Origin of the sequence: Roseateles sp. YR242 (assembly GCF_900109745.1) — a bacterium.
GTDB lineage: Bacteria > Pseudomonadota > Gammaproteobacteria > Burkholderiales > Burkholderiaceae_C > Roseateles.
In genome coordinates this window covers 156,720-175,360 of record NZ_FOAV01000008.1, presented here as the reverse complement: position 1 = coordinate 175,360, position 18,641 = coordinate 156,720, and the positions used below count along the sequence as shown (strand labels likewise).

Below are 18,641 nucleotides of genomic sequence, written 5' to 3'. Positions count from 1 at the left end.
GGGGCGGTGTGTCTTATTTGATGCGTTGCAGCAGGGCTTGGCCTTCGGTCACCAGGCGCCGCGCTGCGGCTTCGTCGGTGGTCTTGCGATAGGCGACGGTCTCGAAGACCTCGCGCATGAACTTGTGCAGCCGGGCGTGTTCAAACAGGGGTGCGGGCCGGCGCAGGCGCCCGGCCTGGCGCTGGGCGCGGATCTGATCGTGCGCGGCCAGCTCCAGCGGTGGAACGCCGGGGCCACTGCGCAGTTGCTCGAACGGGCCTCGCGCGGACGGCAGGCCGCGGGTGCGGCCCAGCAAGGCGGCGGCTTCCAGATCGGTCAGCAGGAAGTTGACCAGGCGGGTGGCCTCTTCCGAATGGCCGCGGGTTTGCGCATGGCGGCTGACGGCATACATCACGGTGGGGCGGCCGAACATGCCGCTGTCCTCGGCACCGGGCAGCGTGGGGAACTCGCCAAGGGCGAGGCGTTGCTGCTTGTCCAGGGTCGAGCTGCGCAGCGCGATCACCGAATCCCAGGTGTAGTTGCCGGCCCAGCGGCCGTTCACCCAGTCGGGCTGCTGCTCGGTGGGTTTCTCGGCGCCGCCCAGGCTGGCGCGCAGGGGCAGCGGCGTCGCCACATGTTCCTGGATGAGCCGGCGGTAGACCCGCACCCAATCCAGCGCGGCCGCCTCGTTCATGGCCACGCGCGGCGCCTTCGGGTCCACATACGGGGTGCCGTGGCGTTGCTGCACCCAGGCCTGGGCGAGCAGCATCATGTCGTAGAGCTCGCCGTCCAGCGGATAGGCGTCTTCGCCGAGCGCCTTGCGAAAGGCCGGCCCGGTGGCAAACAGCTCATCCCAGGTGGTGGGCAGGGCCAGGCCGGCGCGCTGGAACGCGGCCTCGTTCCACAGCATCACGCGGGCGCTGAAGCCCACGGGCACGGCATTGAGCTTGCCGGCCACATCGCCGTAGGCCAGGTCGTCGGCGTCCAGCTGGGTCAGGTCCAGCAGGCCGGCGTGGCGGCGCAGGTCGTAGAACCCATTGCCGCGTTTGCTGAACATGGCCATCCATGCCCAGTTGATCTGCATCACGTCCGGTTCCGAGCCTCCGGCGATCTGCGTCGTCAGCCGTTCCAGATACCCATTGAAGCCCATGTACTCGGCCTTCACCCGCACGCCGTAGCGGCGCTCGAACAGGGCCAGCGCCTTTAGTGTGGCCTCGTGCCGGCCGGCACCGCCCCACCAGGCGAAGCGCAGCACGCGTGGTTCCTGCGCACGCAGGAACGCTGGCGCCATGGACAGCCCGGCGCCGGCGGCCACCACCGCGCTGGTGGCGGCGGCAGCGCCCAGCAATTGACGACGGGTGGTGCTCATGTCAGCAGGCTCACGCCGGATTCAGCGTCAAACAGGTGGCTGGCGGACATCTGCGCATGCAGCGTCACGGCGTCGCCGCGTTGCAGCCCTTGCAGGGCGAGGGCCTGTTCTGCGGGGATACGGGCGGTGAGCGCCAGTTCGCCCAGGTCCACATGGGCATAGACCTCCGAGCCCATGTGCTCGGTGAAGCGAAGGCGCACGGCCAGGGGTTCGCTGTCGCCGTGGGGGCGTGGGGACAGGGTCAGGTGCTCGGGGCGCAGGCCCAGTTGAACGGCGCCGTCAGCGCGTTGCGCGAGGCTGGTGAGTGCGGCGGTTTTTTCGGCGGGCAGGCGCAGGCGTGTACCGGCCAGCTGCACGGTCAGGCCTGCGTCGGTGGCTTCCAGGCGAGCGGGCAGCAGGTTCATTTCCGGCGAGCCGATGAACCCGGCGACGAAGCTGTTGGCGGGCCGTTCGTACAGGGCTGTGGGGGTATCCACCTGCTGGATCACGCCGTCCTTCAGCACGCAGATCCGTTCACCCATGGTCATCGCTTCCACCTGGTCGTGGGTCACATAGACGGTGGTGGCGGGCTGGTCGCTTTCACGCAGGGTGCGGTGCAGTTCGGTCAGCCGCACGCGCATGGCAGCGCGCAGTTTGGCGTCCAGGTTGGACAGCGGCTCGTCGAACAGGAACACCTCCGGCTTCTTCACGATGGCGCGGCCCACGGCCACGCGTTGTGCTTGTCCGCCGGACAGCTGCTTCGGGTAGCGTTCCAGCAGGTGTTCCATTTCCAGCAGCCTGGCGGCGTGGCGTACGCGGCGATCCAGCTCATCGGCGGGTGTCTTGGCCAGCTTCAGGCCGAACGCCAGGTTCTCGTACACCTTCATATGCGGATACAGCGCGTAATTCTGGAAGACCATGGCGATGCCGCGCTGTTTGGGCGCCAGGCTGTTCACTGTCTTGTCGCCGATGCGCAGCTCACCCCCGGTGATGCTCTCCAGCCCGGCGATCATCCGCAGCAGCGTCGACTTCGCGCAGCCTGAGGGGCCGACGAACACCATGAACTCACCATCCCGCACTTCCAGGTCCACGCCGTGCACGGCCTTGAATCCATTCGGGTATGTCTTCTCGATCTTGTTCAGCGAAAGTCTTGCCACTGGGTTGTCTCCAAAGATTCTTTTTTGGCTCTTCTACGCTCGGCATTTCTGCTCTTCTACAGTTCTGCGCTTCTCTTTTCTGCTCGCTCGCTCGCTAGCGTCTGATCCTTCTTGGGTCGCTCCACCGTCTCACTGCCCGCCTGCCTGGCTATTTCCCTTGTGGTTCCGCTCGGGTTAGAGCGCTGTCGTAGCGCTTGTTTCCAGCGGCAGGTTTTTGGTCTTGATGGGGGAGTGATGCAAAGGGTGTAGGCGTTTCGGTATTGGGTGGGCCTCTAGGATGCCGCTGAGAGACTTTGGGGGGTGATTTCGATGCAGGGCTGGGTGTCACGAGTCAGACCGGCATCGGGGCCCCTTTTACGTAAGTATTAGGAGGAGCCCGCGAAGCGGGCGGGGGACATGGAGTAAAAGGGGCCCCGATGTCGGTCTGACGGCGCACCGGTGGTGCGCACTGGAGGACACTTCGCACCCCACCAGCGCCTCTACCGACAAACCGCATAGGTGCACGCCCACCCTCATCCCTTGACCCCCGACGACGTCGCCCCCTCAATAAAGTGCTTCTGCGCCGCAAAGAACACTGCCACTGACGGGATCAGCGCCACCACCGAGATGGCGATCACATTCGCCCATTCGACCTCCTCCGTCGCCCCGATGCTCATCTTGAGCGCCAGCGACACCGGATACTTTTCCACCGATGCCAGGTAGATCAGCGGCCCCATGAAATCGTTCATGGTCCAGATGAACTGGAACACCACCACCGAGATGATGGCCGGCTTCAACAGTGGCACGATGATGTGCCACAGCAGCTGCCAAGCGTTGCATCCATCGATCTGTGCGGCCTCTTCCATGTCCCTCGGAATCCCCCGCAGGAACTGCACCAGCATGAACACAAAGAACGTATCCGTGGCAAACGCAGACGGCACGATCAGTGGCAAATAGGAGTCGAGCCACCCGATCTCCCGGAACACCAGATATTGCGGCAACCGCAACACGATCAACGGCAGCATCATGGTCGCGATCATGATGCTGAACAGCGTCTTGCGGCCCCAGAACTCGAAGCGTGCAAACGCGTAGGCCACCATCACGCAGGAGATGACTGTCACGATGATGCGGGGAATCGTGATCAGGAAGCTGTTCAGGAAGTACGTGGCGAACGTGTACTCCGTGCTCGTCTTCCACCCCTTGGCATACGCATCAAAGTCCCACCGGCTGGGCCAGAAGCCTGCCGAGCTGAAGATCTCCGCGTTGTTCTTGAAGGATGCGCCCACCAGCCACACCAGCGGGTACAACATCACGAGCGCCACGACCCCCAGCGCTGCATAACGCAGCCACCGGTTGCCTTGATCCCGGCCCAGCACCAGCGGTTCCACCACAGCGCTCCTGGCATTGCCGGAAACCGGCGGTTGTGCCACATGCAGACGGCTCATCGCTTCTGCTCCTTTTCACCGGAGTAGAAGACCCAGTACTTGGAGCTCCAGAACGACAGCAGCGCCAGCCCGCCCACCAGGGCAAACAAGACCCACGACAGTGCCGCACCGTAGCCCAGGTTGAAGAACCGGAAGCTCTGGTCGTAGATGTACAGCGCCAGCACGTAGGTGGAATGCAGTGGCCCACCCTCCGTGATCATGTACGGCCCGTTGAACTCCTGGAAAGCATGCACCATCTGCATGATCACATTGAAGAAGATCACCGGCGTGATCAACGGCACCGTGATTTTCCAGAACTGCTGCAGCTTGCTGGCGCCATCGCATTCGGCCGCCTCATACAGCGAGATGGACACGTTCTGCAGCGCCGCCAGGAAGATCACCATGGCCGAGCCGAACTGCCAGGTGAACAGCAGCACGATTGTCCACATTGAATAGTGCTCGTCCGCCAGCCACGGAATCGGCTCGATGCCGAACTTCGCCAGCACCAGGTTCACCAGCCCCTGCCGCGCAAACACGAAGCGCCACAGCACCGCCACCGCGATGGAGCCGCCCAGGATGGACGGGATGTAGAACGCCGCGCGGAAGAAATTGATCCCCCGCAGCTTGAAGTTGAGCACATGCGCAATGAACAGCGCAAAGCCCACCCGCAGCGGCACCGCCAGCACCGCAAACAGCAAGGTCACGCCCAGCGACTTGCGGAACAGCGGATCGTCCGTCGCCAGCTCACGGTAGTTCTGCAGCCCCACGAACTGGGGCGGGTCGATCAGATCGTATTGCGTGAAGCTGAGCGCAAAGCTCATCACAAAGGGGAACAGCTTGAACAGCAGAACGCCCAGCACAAAGGGCAGGACGAACAAAAACCCCAGTCTCTTGTTCTCGTACATCGTCGCTCCGTGTCTCCTTCGAAGCTCGCCGACTGGTGCCTATCGTGCCAACCAGCCGCCGTCCACCGCCACCGTGTAGCCGTTCACGTAGTCCGACGCCTTGGAGGCCAGGAACACCACCGGCCCGGCCAGGTCCTCCGGCACCCCCCAGCGTCCGGCCGGAATGCGCTCCAGGATGGCCGCGTTGCGGGTCTCGTCCTGCCGCAGGGCCACCGTGTTGTTGGTGGCCATGTAGCCGGGTGCGATCGCGTTCACGTTGATGCCGTGCGAGGCCCACTCGTTGGCCATCAACCGGGTGATGCCCATCACCCCGCTCTTGCTGGCCGTGTACGACGGTACCCGCACCCCGCCCTGGAAGGACAGCATGGAGGCGACGTTGATGATCTTGCCGCCACTGCCCTGGGCCAGATACTGCCGCGCCACCGCCTGGGAAAAGAAGAACACCGTTTTCAGGTTGAGGTCGATCACGTCGTCCCAATCCTGCTCGCTGAAGCGGATGGCGTCCTCGCGGCGGATGATGCCGGCGTTGTTCACCAGGATGTCGATATGGCCGCTGAGCGACTTGGCCTCCGCCACCAGCCCTTCAATGCAGCTGATATCCCCCAGCTTGGCCCGCAGGTCCAGAAAGCGGCGGCCATGGGCCTCGACCTCGGCGCGGGTCTGCACCGGGTCTGATACGTTGACACCGACGATGTCCGCGCCGGCCTGCGCCAGCGCCACCGCCATGCCCTGCCCCAGGCCGGTGTTGCAGCCCGTGACGATGGCCACGCGTCCATCCAGCTGGAATTGATCCAGGATCATGTTGTTGGTCCCTCGAATGAGCGAAAAGTTTGCCGAGCTGTCCCTGTACGGGCCGCGCGTCAGCGCAGCGCCGTCATCGGCACGTGGTCCATGTCCTTGAAGACCTGGTTCTCGCCCACCATGCCCCAGATGAAGGTGTAGGCCTGCGTGCCCACGCCCGAATGGATGGACCAGCTGGGGCTGATCACCGCCTGCTCGTTGCGCACGATCAGGTGGCGGGTCTGCGTCGGTTCCCCCAGCATGTGGAAGACCGCTGCGTTCTCGTTCATGTCGAAGTAGAAATAGACCTCCATGCGGCGGTCATGCGTGTGGCACGGCATGGTGTTCCACAGGCTGCCCGGCTCCAGCTGGGTCATGCCCATGAGCAGCTGGCAGGTGGGCAGCACGTCCGGCACCAGGAACTTGTAGATGGTGCGGCGGTTGCTCGTCTCGGGCGCGCCCAGCGTTTCCGGCGAGGCTTCGGCCAGCGTCACCTTGCGGTGCGGATAGGCCGTGTGGGCCGGCGCGCAGTTGAAATACAGCTTGGCGGGCTGGCTGCTGTCCACACTCTTGAACTCCACGATCCTGGCACCCTGGCCGATGTAGAGCGCCTCGCGCGGGCCGATGTCGAACTGCTGGTCATCCACCAGCACCCGGGCCGCGCCACCGATGTTGATCAGGCCCAGTTCACGGCGCTGCAGGAAGAAATCGGTGCCGGTGTGCTTGCCCAGCTCCGGCGCAAAGGCCACCGGCCGCGTCACGGGCATGATGCCGCCCACGATGATGCGGTCGATCTGGCTGTAGGTCAGCGTGGCCTGGTCGGGCAGGAACAGGTCTTCCACCAGGAAATGGCGGCGCAGGCCTTCCGTGTCCAGGGTGCGGGCATGTTCACTGTGCAGGGGTTGGCGGATGTCCATGGTCGTCCTCGGTATCCTCTGTGTCCTCGGTATGGGGCCCCTCGCCGGGCGCCTGAAGGGCGCGCTGCGGGGTTCTGGAATGGCGCGCTGCGGCGTTTTGAAGAACGGCTGCAACGTCACATTCAGCGTCGTCATTGAGCGACGTATGCGATGTATTGGGACCGAAGCGTAAGGCGCGAAGGAGTCGCACGAAACTATGGTTTCTATCTAGTGAACCGGTGTTTCATTTTTAAATGATGTCGCTATAGTTGCTCGCATCCACTGGCAACGCAGCGTCTCATGAATCCCTATTTCGACAATGAGGCCACCCCCTGGACGGATCTGGGCGGGGGCATCCGCCGCAAGATCGTCGGGCATACCGACCAGCTGATGTCGGTCCTGGTTCAGTTCGACCAGGGCGCCATCGGCACGCCGCATGCGCATGAAGTGCACGACCAGATCGCCTACGTGATCAGCGGTGCCTTCGAATGCGATGTGGACGGCATCAAGAAAGTGTTGCGGCCGGGGGATGCCTTTGTGGCGCCTCACGGCCACACGCACGGCGTGGTGGCACTGGAACCGGACAGCACCTTGCTGGACCAGTTCTCGCCCCGACGCGACGACTACCTCTGAAGTAACTGCCGGACGCCTCGCCCGAGGCGCCCCGGGGTGGCTCGCCGTAGCCGCAGCCACCCCAATCCGCTCCTTCGCAGTACCCGAAGTACCCGCCTGGGCCCACGCCTCGCGCCTGAAGCCCGGTCATACCCGCAGTACCGAGGCGGCGCCGCACTGCAGCGGCGTCCGCTCCGTGCATCGGCGCCCTGCGCGCGCCTGTGACTGACAGAGCAGCCACCAGAGTGGCGGGCAACGATCCCGCGCCGGTGGCCAGAAGAACCATACGGAGACAAGTCATGCCCCAAAGCCTTGGGACCCGCCTCGGGACGCCCGCGTCCATCCATCGCGTTGCCGCCCAACGTCCGGCGGCTGGCCATCTGCCGCCGTCACGCCTTACCCCCTTGCTGGCCTGCCTGCTGGGCGGTGCCGTGCTGCCCGCCTGGGCCCAGGCCCAAACGCCTGCCGCCCCGGATGCCGCCGCTTCAGCCGCTGCTGCCGCCGAAGCCCGCGCCCTCGACACCGTGGTCATCACCGGCATTCGTGCCTCGCTGGAAAGCGCCCTGAATGCCAAGCGGCAAGACCGCGGCATTGTGGACGTGGTCAAGGCCGAGGACATTGCCAAGTTCCCCGACACCAACCTGGCCGAATCCCTGCAGCGTGTGCCGGGCGTGGTGATCGACCGCGATGCCGGCGAAGGCCGCAACATCACCGTGCGCGGCCTGGGCGCCGACTTCACCCGCGTGCGCATCAACGGGGTGGAGGCCCTGGCCACCACCGGCGGCACGGACAGCTCGGGCGGTGCCAACCGTTCCCGCGGGTTCGACTTCAACGTCTTTGCATCCGAACTCTTCAACAGCATCACGGTGCGCAAGAGCAGCTCCGCCGATGTCGATGAAGGGTCACTCGGCGCCACGGTCGACCTGCAGACCGCGCGCCCCTTCGACTTCAACAAGCGGGTGATCACCGCCTCGGTGAAGGGGCGCTACAACGACCTCTCTCGCGAAACCGACCCGCGCGTGGCCTTTCTCTATAGCGACGTCTTTGCAGACAAGCGCTTCGGGGTGCTGGTCTCCGGCGCCTACTCCAAGCGCCGCCTGCTGGAGGAAGGTTTCTCCACGGTGCGCTGGGACAACGGCCCCTCCTCCGGCGGCTGGTGCTCGCCGATTGGCGTTTCCCCGTCCAACCCGACCACCACGGCCACCACCTGTGGCCCCACGGCCCAGGGCGTGCCCCGCCTGCCTGCCTCGCAGGACGCCACCGATGCCTACAACGACGCGAGCAACGCCAACAACTTCCACCCTCGCCTGCCACGTTATGGCCGCCTGACGCATGACCAGGACCGCCTGGGCCTGACCGGCTCGGTGCAGTTCAAGCCGACCGACAAGACGCTGTTGACCTTCGATGTGCTGTATTCGAAGCTCAAGGCCACCCGGCAGGAAGACTTCCTGGAGGCCATCTCGTTCAGCCGCACCGCCAGCCAGGGCGGCAAGCCACAGACCAGTGTGGTGGACGCACAGTACGGCGCCAACGGTGCCCTGCTCTACGGGCTGTACAACGGCGTGGACATCCGGGCCGAATCCCGCTTCGACAAGCTGAGCACCGAATTCACCCAGCCCAGCCTGAAGATCGACCAGGAAATCACCGACCGGCTGCGCCTCAATGCCTCGGTGGGCCGTGCGGACTCCAAGTTCCGCAACCCCATCCAGACCACGGTGACGCTGGATGCGCTGAACGTGAACGGCTATGCGCTGGACTTCCGGGGCAATGACCGCCTGCCGGTGATCACCTACCCGTTCAACCCGGCGGCCACCAGCGGCAACCCGCTCACCATCGTGGGCGTGCCGCAAGTGAGTTCCGGCACCCAGCCCACCACAGTGGCCAACACCAGCACCAGCGAGATCCGCATCCGCCCGCAGGGAGCCAACAATCGCAACGATGTGGCCCACCTGGAGCTGGCCTGGGACTGGATCCCGGACCACCTCACCCTCAAGGGCGGCCTGGACTACAAGCAGTACAACTTCGACACCTACGAATTCCGCCGCATCAATCAGAACGACACCATCTTCGCTCCGGTGGGGGGCATGACCGGCCTGACCACCACCTTGACCGGCTTCGGCCGTGGCCTGAGCCTGCCTGCCGGCACCGCCACCTCGTGGGTGATGCCCGACCTCAATGCCATCGCCGCGGCCTACGACATCTATTGCAACTGCATCAAGAGCGGACCGGCCGGTGGCCCGGGTGACTTCACGCTGTCCTCGATCACCAACGGCAATGCCCGTGGCAACAACCGCAAGGTGGTGGAAACCGACAAGGGCGGATTTGTGCAGGCCGATTTCGAGACCCGGCTGCTGGGTGTGCCGTTGATGGGCAATGTCGGCGTGCGTTATGTCGAGACCCAGCAGGACGCCACCGGCTATCTGGCCTCCGGCGGTGGCACGGAAGTGGTGGTGGGGCAGAACTACAAGGACTGGCTGCCGTCCCTGAACATCTCGGCCAACCTGACCCGTGACCTGGTGGCCCGTTTTGCCGCCGCACGTGTGATGGCGCGGCCCCAGCTGGGCAACCTGAATCCGGGCGGCACCATCAGCACCACCGGCACGCTCTCGATCACCAGTGGCAACCCCTACCTCAAGCCCTTCCGCGCCAAGACCTTCGACGGCAGCCTGGAGTGGTACCACGGCCGCAATGCCTTCGTGGGGGTGGGTCTGTTCCAGAAGAACATTTCCACCTATATCCAGAGCCTGCGCACCAACGTGCCGTTCAACCAGACCGGACTGCCGCTCTCCTTGCTGCCGTCCAACTTCACCGGCGAGGAGGTGTTCCAGCTCACCTCGCCCATCAACACCCCGGGGGGCAAGCTGCGCGGCATCGAGCTGAACTTCCAGCAGCCGTTCAACTTCCTGCCCAGCTGGGGCCGCAACTTCGGCACGGTGCTCAACTACACCTACGTGAAGAGCAAGATCACCTACCTGATCTCGCCCACCAGCAACTCGGTCATCACCGACGACTTGCTGAACATGTCCCCCAAGTCCTGGAACGCCACGCTCTACTACGACGACAACGTCATCAACGCGCGTATCTCCGCCTCCCGCCGTTCCTCGTTCCTGACCCGGGTTCCGGGGCAGAACAACAACGACGTGGAAGGCAAGAACGCCTCGACCAACGTCGATGCCTCGGTCAGCTACAAGTACAGCGACAAGCTCAGCTTCACGCTGGAGGGCGTCAACCTCACCAACGAGGCCAACGACCAGTTCATCTCACGGGCCCGCAACAGCCCGGTGGTCTACAACGTCACCGGCCGGGAGTACCTGGTGGGCATGGCCTACAAGTTCTGAGGCTGAGGAGTCGTTCATGGGTATGGGTCGAATGCTGGGGCCGTTGCGGCTGATGGTGATGGCTGCAACGCTGCTGGCTGCCGATGCCCGCGCAGATTCGCTCCGGGTGATTCTGGTGGGGGACTCCACCATGGCACCCCGCAGCGGTTATGGGGACGCACTGTGCGCACGCTTCAGGCCGGAGGTGCAGTGCCTCAACCTGGCCAAGGGTGGGCGCAGTACCAAGAGTTATCGGGCGGAGGGCCTGTGGGAACAGGTCCTTACCCTGGTGAAGGAACGGCCGGCCGGGCAGACAGACGTGGTGCTGCTGCAGTTTGGCCATAACGACCAGCCAGGCAAGCCCGGGCGGTCGACGGACCTGGCGACGGAGTTTCCCGTCAACCTGCAAGCTTATGTGGCGGACCTGCGGCCTACCGGGGCGAAGCTGGTGCTGCTGACGCCGTTGACACGTCGCAAGTTCGACGCGCAGGGGCAAGTGGGGAACGACCTGCGGCCATGGGCGGAGACGACCTTGCGTATCGCCGCTGAACAGCAGGTGCCGGTGCTGGACCTCAATGCCGTCAGCCATGCAGCCGTTCAGGCGATGGGTGAGACGGAGGCGGACACGCTGGCCATGCTGCCCCGGCCTCCAGGGCCACCCGCCTCACCGGCGTCGTCGGTAGGCGCGAACAATCCGGGGTTCGACTACACGCACCTGGGGCCCAAGGGCGCTCAGGTGTTTTCGGGCATGGTGCTGGATCAATTGATCGGGACGATGCCGGATCTGCGTCGCTGGGTCCGGCCATAAGCGGCTTGCCACCAGGGCAGCACCGGCGCCCGCCCAGGCCGCCCACATCAGGCCCACACCCCATCACACCAGGTCCGCCATCGCTTCTGCCGGAATGACGGCGCCATGATGCTGGATGACACGGGCGGCGACGCGGTTGCCGTGACGGGCCGCTTCTGCCGGCGATGCACCGGCCAGCCGACGCGCGAGATAGGCGCCGGCAAATGAGTCGCCGGCAGCGGTGGTGTCCACCACCCGGGCCACGCGTTCGGTGTCTGCCGTCGCCCAGTCCAACGACTCGTTGGCATCACGCACCAATGTGGATTCCGCGCCGCGTTTGATCACCACCTCCGGCGTCGAGAGGTCCTGCGCATGCGCCAGTGCAGCGGCAGGCGTGCCCAGGCCAAAAAGCGCCTGATGATCGTCGGCGGTCACCAGCGCGATGGTGGACAGGCTGAAGGCGCGTTCAAAGGCCTCGCGGGCGACGGCCGGGTCCGGCCACAGGCGGGGCCGGTAGTTGTTGTCGAAGACCACAGTGGCGTGGCGCTTCATGCGGGCCATCAGTGCAAACAACCGCTCACGACCGGCGGGCGGCAGGATGGCCAGCGTGATGCCGCTGAGATAGAGCGCATCGAACTGCTCCGCCTGGGCCTCCAGCGGCGTTTCATCGGTGTCGAAATACGCCTTGGCGGCGGAAGAGTCGCGCCAGTAATGGAAGCTGCGTTCACCTTTGTCGTCGACCTGGATGAGATAGAGGCCCGGGTGGCGCCCGGGCAGCCGGCGAACCAGCTGGATCTGCAGGCCCTGCGCGGACCATCGGTCCAGCAGGCCCTGACTCAGGCTGTCCTCGCCCAGCGCCGTGGCGTAGGCCACCTCAATGCCGTCTACCTGCCCGCAACGCCGCAGATAGACGGCCGTGTTCAGCGTGTCCCCGCCGTAACTCTGCGTCATGGCGCCAAACGCCTGGCCTTGAAGCTCCAGCATGCACTCGCCGATCACCGCCACACGTCTGCTCATCGGAATTCCGTTTTGAAACGATGTTCCGAATTTTGCAGCAGGGTGGCGGAACGGGCTTTGGGGCTGACCCTAAGGATCCTCGGCAACTCCAACGATCAGGTCAACAACGTGCGCAGGCTCCTCACATCCTTCACCATCTCCAGCCGGTTGATCTGCTCGATCAGCTTGGTCGTCTTGCCCGCGCCCAGCACCGGCGCCATCAGGTCCTTCACCTTGGCATTCACCCCCGCCGTATCCAGCGGGTTCTCCTTGGTCCCCGGCGGATACTTGGTGAAGTGGCGCACCGTGCTGCCATCCGTCAGCGTCACCTCCACGATGGCGCCGCGCGGTGCCGACGGGTCTTTCAGGCTCGCCTCGGCCTGAACCGTCACCTTGGCCCGCTCCGCCTGGATCTGCGCGTCCTTCATCAGCGCCAGGTCATGGCTGTCCACAAAGGACACCGCGCCCTTTACCAGCGCCACGGCCACCATGTGCTGGCAGTTGACGTCCGGCATGGCACTCTCACCCACGATGCCCACGGCATCCGGCGGCAGCTTCACCAGGATGCTGCGCACCTTCTCCGGCGTGAGCTGATGTTCCCGGCGCAAGGCCAGCATCGCGTCCAGCGGCGACTGGATCGGGTAACCGACCGAGAAAGTCTTGATCGCCGTCTCCGTGACAAAGAAGCGGCTACCCAGCCCCTCCACCATCGCCTCGGGATTCGGCTGCGACGACAAGGCAATGAACAGGTTGTGGGTACCGTCCAGCACATCCGCCACACCAGTCATGCCGGACTCCACCATGCGGACCGCCTGCACGCCATTGCGTGCGCCCATGCCGGCAAAGTCGAAGGCCTTTTCGATGTGGTCCTTGTCCTTCACCCAGCTCCACAGCCCCGAGACCTGCTGCGCGGCATAGGAAATTGCATAACGCATCCGCGTCTCGTCCAGCCGCGCCAGGGACGCCGCAGCGCCCAGCGAGCCCAACGTGGACGAGGTGCCTTCCGCACTGCGATGGCTGCCCCGAACCAGGTCCGGCCCCAGCGCCATCAGCAGGCGGCAGCACAGGTCATAACCCACGGCCACCGAACGGATCATCTCCTCGCCACTTCGGCCATACAACTCCGCCATCGCCAGCGCGGCTGGAACGACAGCGCTGCCGGGGTGGGCCTTGGTCACGGGTTCAAAGTCGTCCGTCTCGTCGGAATGCGCCAGCATCGCGTTGGCCAGCGCGGCATTGACCACCGTGGTCCGGATGTCGCTGCCCACCACTGACGCCTCCAGGGTGCCGCCCAACGAGCGTACATACCGTGTGGCCGCCAGGCCTGGTGTCATGCGCGAGCCCGACACCATCGCCCCCAGCGTGTCCAGGATGTGCTGCTTGCAACGCAGCGCCACTTCCTCGGGCAACGGCTGGGTGCCTGCCTGAACCATGTAGCGGGCCAGGCGACCGGTGATGTCGGTGCGGGCAGCGGCGGCACTGCCGCCCTCCTCCTGCGCCATCACCGGCCAGAGTGGCCAGCCGGTACCACCGGCCACCGCCGTGACGCCCAACGCACCCAACACACCACGTCGAGACAAGGCCCGGCGGGAAAGACCAGAACGGGAAAAGACGGAATCACGCATCAGTCTTCTCCTTACAGGGCCGCGCCTGCACGGAGGATGTCGCCCGCGTCCTTCAGGCTCCATACATCCCAGCACAGTTCCTTGAGGCGGCGCGTTCGCGAAGCCGGCAGGATGTCCTCGGTCAGGCCGGCGAACTTGTCCTCCAGTTGCCGGTCAGACATGGGATGGTCCTGGCTGCCCACCGCATGCTCGATGAACTGGTGCACCGTGCGGCCATCCGTCAGCAGGATGGTCATGTCGACCTGGTCCGCCTTGATCGCCGGGTCGATCACCGCCGTCACCCGCTGGCGGACCGACACAATGGTCGGGTCCGCCACCGCCTTGTCGGTAAAGGCCTGTTCGCCACCACGGCCGGTGACCAGCGCCGCCGCTACCGCATGAAAGACGCTGAACTTGCCCTCCAGGCCGATGCCCGGCTCGGTCTTGCCCATCAGGTTCAGCACCAGCGGATGCACCTTCAAGGCCACCGCCTTGATCTGCGCCGGCTGGAGCTGGTTCGCCTCGCGCAGCTGAATGGCGGCATCGATGGCTGGATGGGCCACGATGCCGCAGGCGAAGGGTTTGTAGGTGTTGAGCGCCGCTTCGTAGCGCTGGCCCAGCCCTTGCGTCACTTCCCTCCAGTCATGACGCGAGCTGGCCGCCTGGCCCCAGCCGTCGAAACCTTCGATGGCGACCTCGGAGGCGGTATAGCCCTGCTGCGCCAGCAGCGCCGCCAGCAAGCCGTTCTGGGCGGCCTTGCCCGGATGAAAGCTCTTGGTGTCCGAGCCGAACTGCACCTTCAACCCCACCGGCTGGGAGGCCGCGATGCCCAGCGCCCAGGTCATCTGCCGCTCATCCAGCTTCAGCAGCCGCCCGATGGCCGCCGCCGCGCCAAACACGCCGGTGGTCCCGGTGATGTGCCAGCCCATGGCGTAGTGCTCGGGGAACACCGAGTTGCCCATGCGGCACTCGATCTCGCACCCCAGCACCAGCGCGTTCATGAATTCCGCGCCGGAAACCGGGCGGTACTCGGCAAACGCCGTCAGCGCGGACGCCACCGGGCCGGCGGGATGAATGATGGTCTTGAGGTGGGTGTCGTCGTAATCCAGCACATGCGAGCTGATGCCGTTGATCAGCGCCGCATTGAGCACGTCCAGCCGCTCGCGGCGACCGAACAGGCTGGCCTGGGCCGGCCCGGAGAAGGCCTTGAGCGCAGCCACCGCCCGCGTCGGGGCGCCCTGCTGCGAACCGCCCACAGCACAGCCCACCCAGTTCAGCAGGGTACGGGTGGCTTCCTTGCGGACGTTGGCCGGCAGTTGTTCCACCGGCGCCGTGGCGGCATAAGCCGCCAGGATGCGGGTCACAGGTTCCGGCGGCGGACCCTTGGGGGCTGCGCCGGGCATGGCGCGAGGGGCACCTGCCGGCGGCGAGCCTGTGGAAGTTGGGACGGAAGCGTGGGGAGTTGGGGCGGCCTGGGCCATCGCCCCTGCGCTCAGCCCGGCTGCCGCCAGGGCGCCGGCGGATTGGCGCAGGAGTGCACGTCGATCAACGTTTGGCATGGTCATCTGTTCCTTGTCTCGGGGAAGCCTTTGCGTCGCCATGCCGTTGTTGTGCTCACGGTCTGGATGGCGACGGCCAGCTTCAAGAATAAGAACCCGGCACCGGTACCGTGCGCGATCAGTGGACCAATGGCCATCACGTGTCTGAACACCGCACATCGCGACCTTGGTGGGGTTAACCCGCACCAGCCATCGTGGTGACCGTCCGGAAGGCACACCGGAAGGGCTTCGTCCCCGCCAGCAAGGACGTCTGGCCTTACCGCCGGCAGCTTCCGTCAGGTTCCCGGAAGCTCCAGAAGGTTTCCGGAAGGTTGTTTGTCCGCACCTTCCCTACCGTGGAGGTCATGGGGGGTGCAGACCGACATCCCCTCGAGAGGACAGACCATGATTTCCGTGCCCCCAGATGCCGGCCGCAAGCTCGGCGCCCCCCCACCCCGACGCCAGGCATCCACCTGCCGCACCCCGAAGCTGACGGGCACCCGCCAGGTTGCCGGACGTTGGCGGCCGATGTCGGTCTCCCGGGCGCTGAGTGCCGCCGAGGGGCGGGAACGGGAGCGCATCGCCACGTTGTTGCATGACGAAGTCGGCGCCCTGATCGTACGGGCCCGGTTGCGCCTGGGCGAGTGGCGGCATGCCACCGCCCCCGCCTCCGTCGCCGAGATCGACGAGATGTGCAGTTGGCTCTCCAGCATCTCGCACACCGTGCGCAATCTGACCACCGCCCTGGCGCCGCCCGACTGGCACGGTGGCCTGCCAGCCGCCCTCGCCGCGATGGCGGCGGAACTGGGCCTGGGCCTGCCAGCGCGCGGCCCGACGGTGACGGTGGACACCAATGGCCCCGACTTCGATCTGAGCGAGCCCCTGCGCGCCGTGGTCTGCCGCGTGGTGCGGGAGCTCTGCCTGAACGTGCTCAAGCATGCCAAGGCCAGGCGCCTGGACATCACACCGCGAGTGATGGACGGCTGGTTGTGCATCCAGGTGCAGGACGATGGCGTGGGCCTGGGCGCCAAACCGGATCTCCTGGGCCGGGGCGGTGCCGGCCTCGGCCTGGCCGGCGCCCGGGCGCAGTTGCGCGCCCTGGGCGGCTCGCTGCACCTGCGTTGGGAACCCGGGCGAGGCACCTGCGCCACCGTGCTGCTGCCGCTGTCCGACCGCCATGTGATGAACCCTGTTGACCCCATCGAGATCCACCCGAGGAGCGCCCCATGACCATCCGCATCGTGCTTGCCGATGACCATCAACTCGTGCGGGAAGGCCTGCGCGCCTTGCTCGCCCGTGATGCAGCCCTGGAAGTGGTGGGCTTGGCGGAGGACGGCGCCGCCGCCGTCCGTCTGGTGCGGCAGCTGGAACCCGACGTGCTGGTGACGGACGTGGCCATGCCCGGCCTCAACGGTCTGGAGGCCGTGCGCCGGGTGCGGCAGCAACAGCCGTTGGTGGCGTCGATCTGCCTGTCCATGCATGGCGACCAGCGCACCGTGATCACCGCCCTGAACGCGGGCGCCTCCGGTTTCGTCCTCAAGGACGCCTCCGCCGAGGAACTGACCCATGCGGTCCGCGACGTGGCCGCCGGCCGCATTTTCCTGAGCCAGGGCCTGATGGGCGCGGTGGTGGAGGAGCTGCGCAACCACCACCGCCAGAGCGACACCGCCATCCCCCTTCGCCCGGCCCTGGCCCTCACCGCCCGGGAACGGGAAATCGTGCAGCTGTTCGCCGAGGACCTGAGTACCCAGGACATCGCGGACCGGCTGCACCTCAGCGCCAAGACGGTGGCGACCCACCGGGAAAACATCACCCGCAAGCTCGGGGTCCGGGGCGTGGCCGGGCTGACCCGGTATGCCGTGCGTGAGGGGCTCAGCACGGTCGACCCGACCGTTACCGCCTGAGCCAGCGGGAGACGATATGCCCTTGTGGATCTACAACATGTCGGATTGGCTGCTCGCGGGCCTGGTGGTGGGCGGATGCGCGGTGCTGGGCGTGGGCGGGCACGCGCTGCGCCATCGATGTTGGCCCGGCCCGGTCGCGCGGCGGGACCTGCGCCTGCTGCTGGGCGTGGTGGTGGCAATGGCCGGCCTGGCCACGCTGCTGCTGGGCCAATGCGCCGCCGCCGGCTGGGAAGCGTCGGCCAGCGCCCGGCAGGCGATGCAGAAGGAGGCCGCCGCCATCGGTGGCCTGGGGCGCAGTCTCAGCCTGATCCCCCGGGACGAATCCCGCCTGGCGCGGGAACAGTTGAAGGCCTACACCCGGGCGGTGATCCTGAAGGAGTGGCCCGCCATGCAGGAGGGGCAATCCAGCCTCGCCACCTGGGATGCCTTCGACACGCTGTTCCGCTCCCTGGCCGACATCCAGCCGGGTAGCCCCGGCGAACGGGCGCTGATGCCGGAGGTATGGACGCGCATCAATGAACTGCTGCGCCTGCGGCACAAGCGGCTGGAAAACCTCCAGGGCGCCATTCCCGGCGCGCTCTGGGCGGTGACGGCGGCGAGCAGTGGCCTGGCGCTGGGCCTGCTCAGCCTGCTGCCGGGCAGCCGGGGGCCACGCACGGTGGCCGCCTTGACCTCGGTCGTGATCGGCCTGGGTCTCTTCCTCGCCATCGCGCTGGACCGGCCGTTGTGCCCCGGTGTCTGCACCATGCCCCTGCCCTTCGAAACCGCCCTGCAGCGGCTGGAGCGATGGGACAGCAAGGTGCTGCCGATGGCGCCCTCCTGATGGGGGCGGTGGCCTCACATGCTGTGCCCAGGCCCGGCACTCAAGCCTTGCTCGCCCTCCTCCACCCCCTTGGCGGGCGATCAGTTGCTGCTGCCGCTTTCCACTTCGGGGTCGTCGGTGGCGATCAACTGCACCGGCGCGCCTTCCTCGGGGAACTGGAACACGAGGATCACGCCGCGCCGGGTGGTGGGCGCCACGGGAATCACGACCGACCAGGACTTGCCCTGCGGCACGTCGTCCTCACGCGCGAGGAACAGGTTGGGCATGCCGCCGGAACCGCCCAGCGTCTTGGCCACCGCTGAGAAGAGCAGGACCGACTTGTTGATCTCGAACCCTGAGGTGGCGATGAACTGCGCCACCCGGTCCGGAATGTTCTGGGGTTCCACCTGCACGATGGCCACCATGTTCTGGTCCAGGATATCCCGGAGGGCGGTGGCTTCGGCCGAGATCCAGCCGCTGTCGAAATAGCAGCACTTCTCCATCGTGGTGTCGACGGGCGTGCCGCGCAGCTTCACGGGGACGGCGTAGTAGGTGGAGATGGTGGGGTCGGTGGTGCTCATGTTGTGTCTGTGACGTTGTGTCAGTGCAGGGT

The 18,641-nt window shown here is 65.9% G+C and carries 16 protein-coding genes; 6 read left to right on the top strand and 10 right to left on the bottom strand.

The window, feature by feature from the left end:
* Nucleotides 1-13: 13 nt before the first annotated feature.
* The 6 genes from BMY53_RS16250 to kduI all read right to left on the bottom strand — a co-directional run bounded on the left by BMY53_RS16250 (nt 14) and on the right by kduI (nt 6,489).
* Nucleotides 14-1,348, bottom strand: a complete 1,335-nt coding sequence (locus BMY53_RS16250; RefSeq protein ID WP_092947543.1) for an ABC transporter substrate-binding protein — start codon at nt 1,346-1,348, stop codon at nt 14-16.
* Nucleotides 1,345-2,484: an ABC transporter ATP-binding protein gene (locus BMY53_RS16245; protein ID WP_092947542.1), complete on the bottom strand. Its 1,140-nt coding sequence runs from the start codon at nt 2,482-2,484 to the stop codon at nt 1,345-1,347. The genes BMY53_RS16250 and BMY53_RS16245 overlap by 4 nt, the downstream gene beginning before the upstream one ends.
* Nucleotides 2,485-2,996: 512 nt before the next feature.
* Complete coding sequence (locus BMY53_RS16240) at nt 2,997-3,908, bottom strand: carbohydrate ABC transporter permease (RefSeq protein ID WP_092947541.1); 912 nt, start codon at nt 3,906-3,908, stop codon at nt 2,997-2,999.
* On the bottom strand, nt 3,905-4,792 hold the full coding sequence (locus BMY53_RS16235; protein ID WP_092947540.1) for a carbohydrate ABC transporter permease: 888 nt from the start codon (nt 4,790-4,792) through the stop codon (nt 3,905-3,907). Before BMY53_RS16235 ends, BMY53_RS16240 begins: the two co-directional genes overlap by 4 nt.
* A 39-nt stretch (nt 4,793-4,831) precedes the next feature.
* Nucleotides 4,832-5,593, bottom strand: coding sequence for a 2-dehydro-3-deoxy-D-gluconate 5-dehydrogenase KduD (kduD, locus tag BMY53_RS16230; RefSeq protein ID WP_092947539.1), 762 nt, complete (start codon nt 5,591-5,593; stop codon nt 4,832-4,834).
* Between the two features lie 59 nt (nt 5,594-5,652).
* Nucleotides 5,653-6,489, bottom strand: coding sequence for a 5-dehydro-4-deoxy-D-glucuronate isomerase (kduI, locus tag BMY53_RS16225; RefSeq protein ID WP_092947538.1), 837 nt, complete (start codon nt 6,487-6,489; stop codon nt 5,653-5,655).
* Between the two features lie 279 nt (nt 6,490-6,768).
* Between kduI and BMY53_RS16220 the strand changes: the two genes are divergently transcribed.
* The 3 genes from BMY53_RS16220 to BMY53_RS16210 all read left to right on the top strand — a co-directional run bounded on the left by BMY53_RS16220 (nt 6,769) and on the right by BMY53_RS16210 (nt 11,205).
* A complete protein-coding gene (locus BMY53_RS16220; RefSeq protein ID WP_092947537.1) occupies nt 6,769-7,101 on the top strand; it encodes a cupin domain-containing protein in 333 nt (110 codons plus the stop codon).
* 278 nt (nt 7,102-7,379) lie between these two features.
* Nucleotides 7,380-10,418: a TonB-dependent receptor gene (locus BMY53_RS16215; RefSeq protein ID WP_218151247.1), complete on the top strand. Its 3,039-nt coding sequence runs from the start codon at nt 7,380-7,382 to the stop codon at nt 10,416-10,418.
* A gap of 16 nt (nt 10,419-10,434) precedes the next feature.
* Nucleotides 10,435-11,205: a rhamnogalacturonan acetylesterase gene (locus BMY53_RS16210; protein ID WP_255370240.1), complete on the top strand. Its 771-nt coding sequence runs from the start codon at nt 10,435-10,437 to the stop codon at nt 11,203-11,205.
* 63 nt (nt 11,206-11,268) lie between these two features.
* Here the strand turns inward: BMY53_RS16210 and BMY53_RS16205 are convergent, their stop codons facing one another.
* The 3 genes from BMY53_RS16205 to BMY53_RS16195 all read right to left on the bottom strand — a co-directional run bounded on the left by BMY53_RS16205 (nt 11,269) and on the right by BMY53_RS16195 (nt 15,187).
* The gene (locus tag BMY53_RS16205; RefSeq protein ID WP_092947534.1) at nt 11,269-12,201 is read right to left on the bottom strand and encodes a sugar kinase; all 933 of its coding nucleotides are present in this window, start codon (nt 12,199-12,201) and stop codon (nt 11,269-11,271) included.
* Between the two features lie 95 nt (nt 12,202-12,296).
* Complete coding sequence (locus BMY53_RS16200; RefSeq protein WP_143074101.1) at nt 12,297-13,805, bottom strand: MmgE/PrpD family protein; 1,509 nt, start codon at nt 13,803-13,805, stop codon at nt 12,297-12,299.
* An 11-nt stretch (nt 13,806-13,816) separates the two neighbouring features.
* Nucleotides 13,817-15,187, bottom strand: a complete 1,371-nt coding sequence (locus tag BMY53_RS16195; RefSeq protein WP_255370239.1) for an MmgE/PrpD family protein — start codon at nt 15,185-15,187, stop codon at nt 13,817-13,819.
* Between the two features lie 540 nt (nt 15,188-15,727).
* On the opposite strand from BMY53_RS16195, the gene BMY53_RS26720 reads away from it, so the two are divergent.
* Genes BMY53_RS26720 through BMY53_RS16180 form a run of 3 tightly spaced genes read left to right on the top strand, consistent with a single transcriptional unit; the run spans nt 15,728 to nt 18,049 of the window.
* Nucleotides 15,728-16,552, top strand: a complete 825-nt coding sequence (locus BMY53_RS26720; protein ID WP_092947533.1) for a sensor histidine kinase — start codon at nt 15,728-15,730, stop codon at nt 16,550-16,552.
* The gene (locus BMY53_RS16185) at nt 16,549-17,226 is read left to right on the top strand and encodes a response regulator (protein ID WP_092947532.1); all 678 of its coding nucleotides are present in this window, start codon (nt 16,549-16,551) and stop codon (nt 17,224-17,226) included. The genes BMY53_RS26720 and BMY53_RS16185 overlap by 4 nt, the downstream gene beginning before the upstream one ends.
* Nucleotides 17,227-17,242: 16 nt before the next feature.
* Entirely contained in the window at nt 17,243-18,049 is an 807-nt protein-coding gene (locus BMY53_RS16180) for a bestrophin-like domain (protein ID WP_092947531.1), read from the top strand.
* Nucleotides 18,050-18,129: 80 nt separating this feature from the next.
* Here BMY53_RS16180 and BMY53_RS16175 read toward each other — a convergent pair whose 3' ends face one another.
* Nucleotides 18,130-18,609 carry a hypothetical protein gene (locus BMY53_RS16175; RefSeq protein WP_092947530.1) on the bottom strand — a complete coding sequence of 160 codons (480 nt, stop codon included), beginning with the start codon at nt 18,607-18,609 and terminating at the stop codon, nt 18,130-18,132.
* Between the last annotated feature and the right edge of the window lie 32 nt (nt 18,610-18,641).

What these genes read in the sequence shown, in the direction of transcription:
- BMY53_RS16250 (WP_092947543.1), bottom strand. Translation starts at nt 1,348, where the DNA reads ATGAGCACCACCCGTCGTCAATTGCTGGGCGCTGCCGCCGCCACCAGC.
- BMY53_RS16240 (WP_092947541.1), bottom strand. Translation starts at nt 3,908, where the DNA reads ATGAGCCGTCTGCATGTGGCACAACCGCCGGTTTCCGGCAATGCCAGG.
- BMY53_RS16235 (WP_092947540.1), bottom strand. Translation starts at nt 4,792, where the DNA reads ATGTACGAGAACAAGAGACTGGGGTTTTTGTTCGTCCTGCCCTTTGTG.
- kduD (WP_092947539.1), bottom strand. Translation starts at nt 5,593, where the DNA reads ATGATCCTGGATCAATTCCAGCTGGATGGACGCGTGGCCATCGTCACG.
- kduI (WP_092947538.1), bottom strand. Translation starts at nt 6,489, where the DNA reads ATGGACATCCGCCAACCCCTGCACAGTGAACATGCCCGCACCCTGGAC.
- BMY53_RS16220 (WP_092947537.1), top strand. Translation starts at nt 6,769, where the DNA reads ATGAATCCCTATTTCGACAATGAGGCCACCCCCTGGACGGATCTGGGC.
- BMY53_RS16215 (WP_218151247.1), top strand. Translation starts at nt 7,380, where the DNA reads ATGCCCCAAAGCCTTGGGACCCGCCTCGGGACGCCCGCGTCCATCCAT.
- BMY53_RS16210 (WP_255370240.1), top strand. Translation starts at nt 10,435, where the DNA reads ATGGGTATGGGTCGAATGCTGGGGCCGTTGCGGCTGATGGTGATGGCT.
- BMY53_RS16205 (WP_092947534.1), bottom strand. Translation starts at nt 12,201, where the DNA reads ATGAGCAGACGTGTGGCGGTGATCGGCGAGTGCATGCTGGAGCTTCAA.
- BMY53_RS16200 (WP_143074101.1), bottom strand. Translation starts at nt 13,805, where the DNA reads ATGCGTGATTCCGTCTTTTCCCGTTCTGGTCTTTCCCGCCGGGCCTTG.
- BMY53_RS16195 (WP_255370239.1), bottom strand. Translation starts at nt 15,187, where the DNA reads ATGCCCGGCGCAGCCCCCAAGGGTCCGCCGCCGGAACCTGTGACCCGC.
- BMY53_RS26720 (WP_092947533.1), top strand. Translation starts at nt 15,728, where the DNA reads ATGATTTCCGTGCCCCCAGATGCCGGCCGCAAGCTCGGCGCCCCCCCA.
- BMY53_RS16185 (WP_092947532.1), top strand. Translation starts at nt 16,549, where the DNA reads ATGACCATCCGCATCGTGCTTGCCGATGACCATCAACTCGTGCGGGAA.
- BMY53_RS16180 (WP_092947531.1), top strand. Translation starts at nt 17,243, where the DNA reads ATGCCCTTGTGGATCTACAACATGTCGGATTGGCTGCTCGCGGGCCTG.
- BMY53_RS16175 (WP_092947530.1), bottom strand. Translation starts at nt 18,609, where the DNA reads ATGAGCACCACCGACCCCACCATCTCCACCTACTACGCCGTCCCCGTG.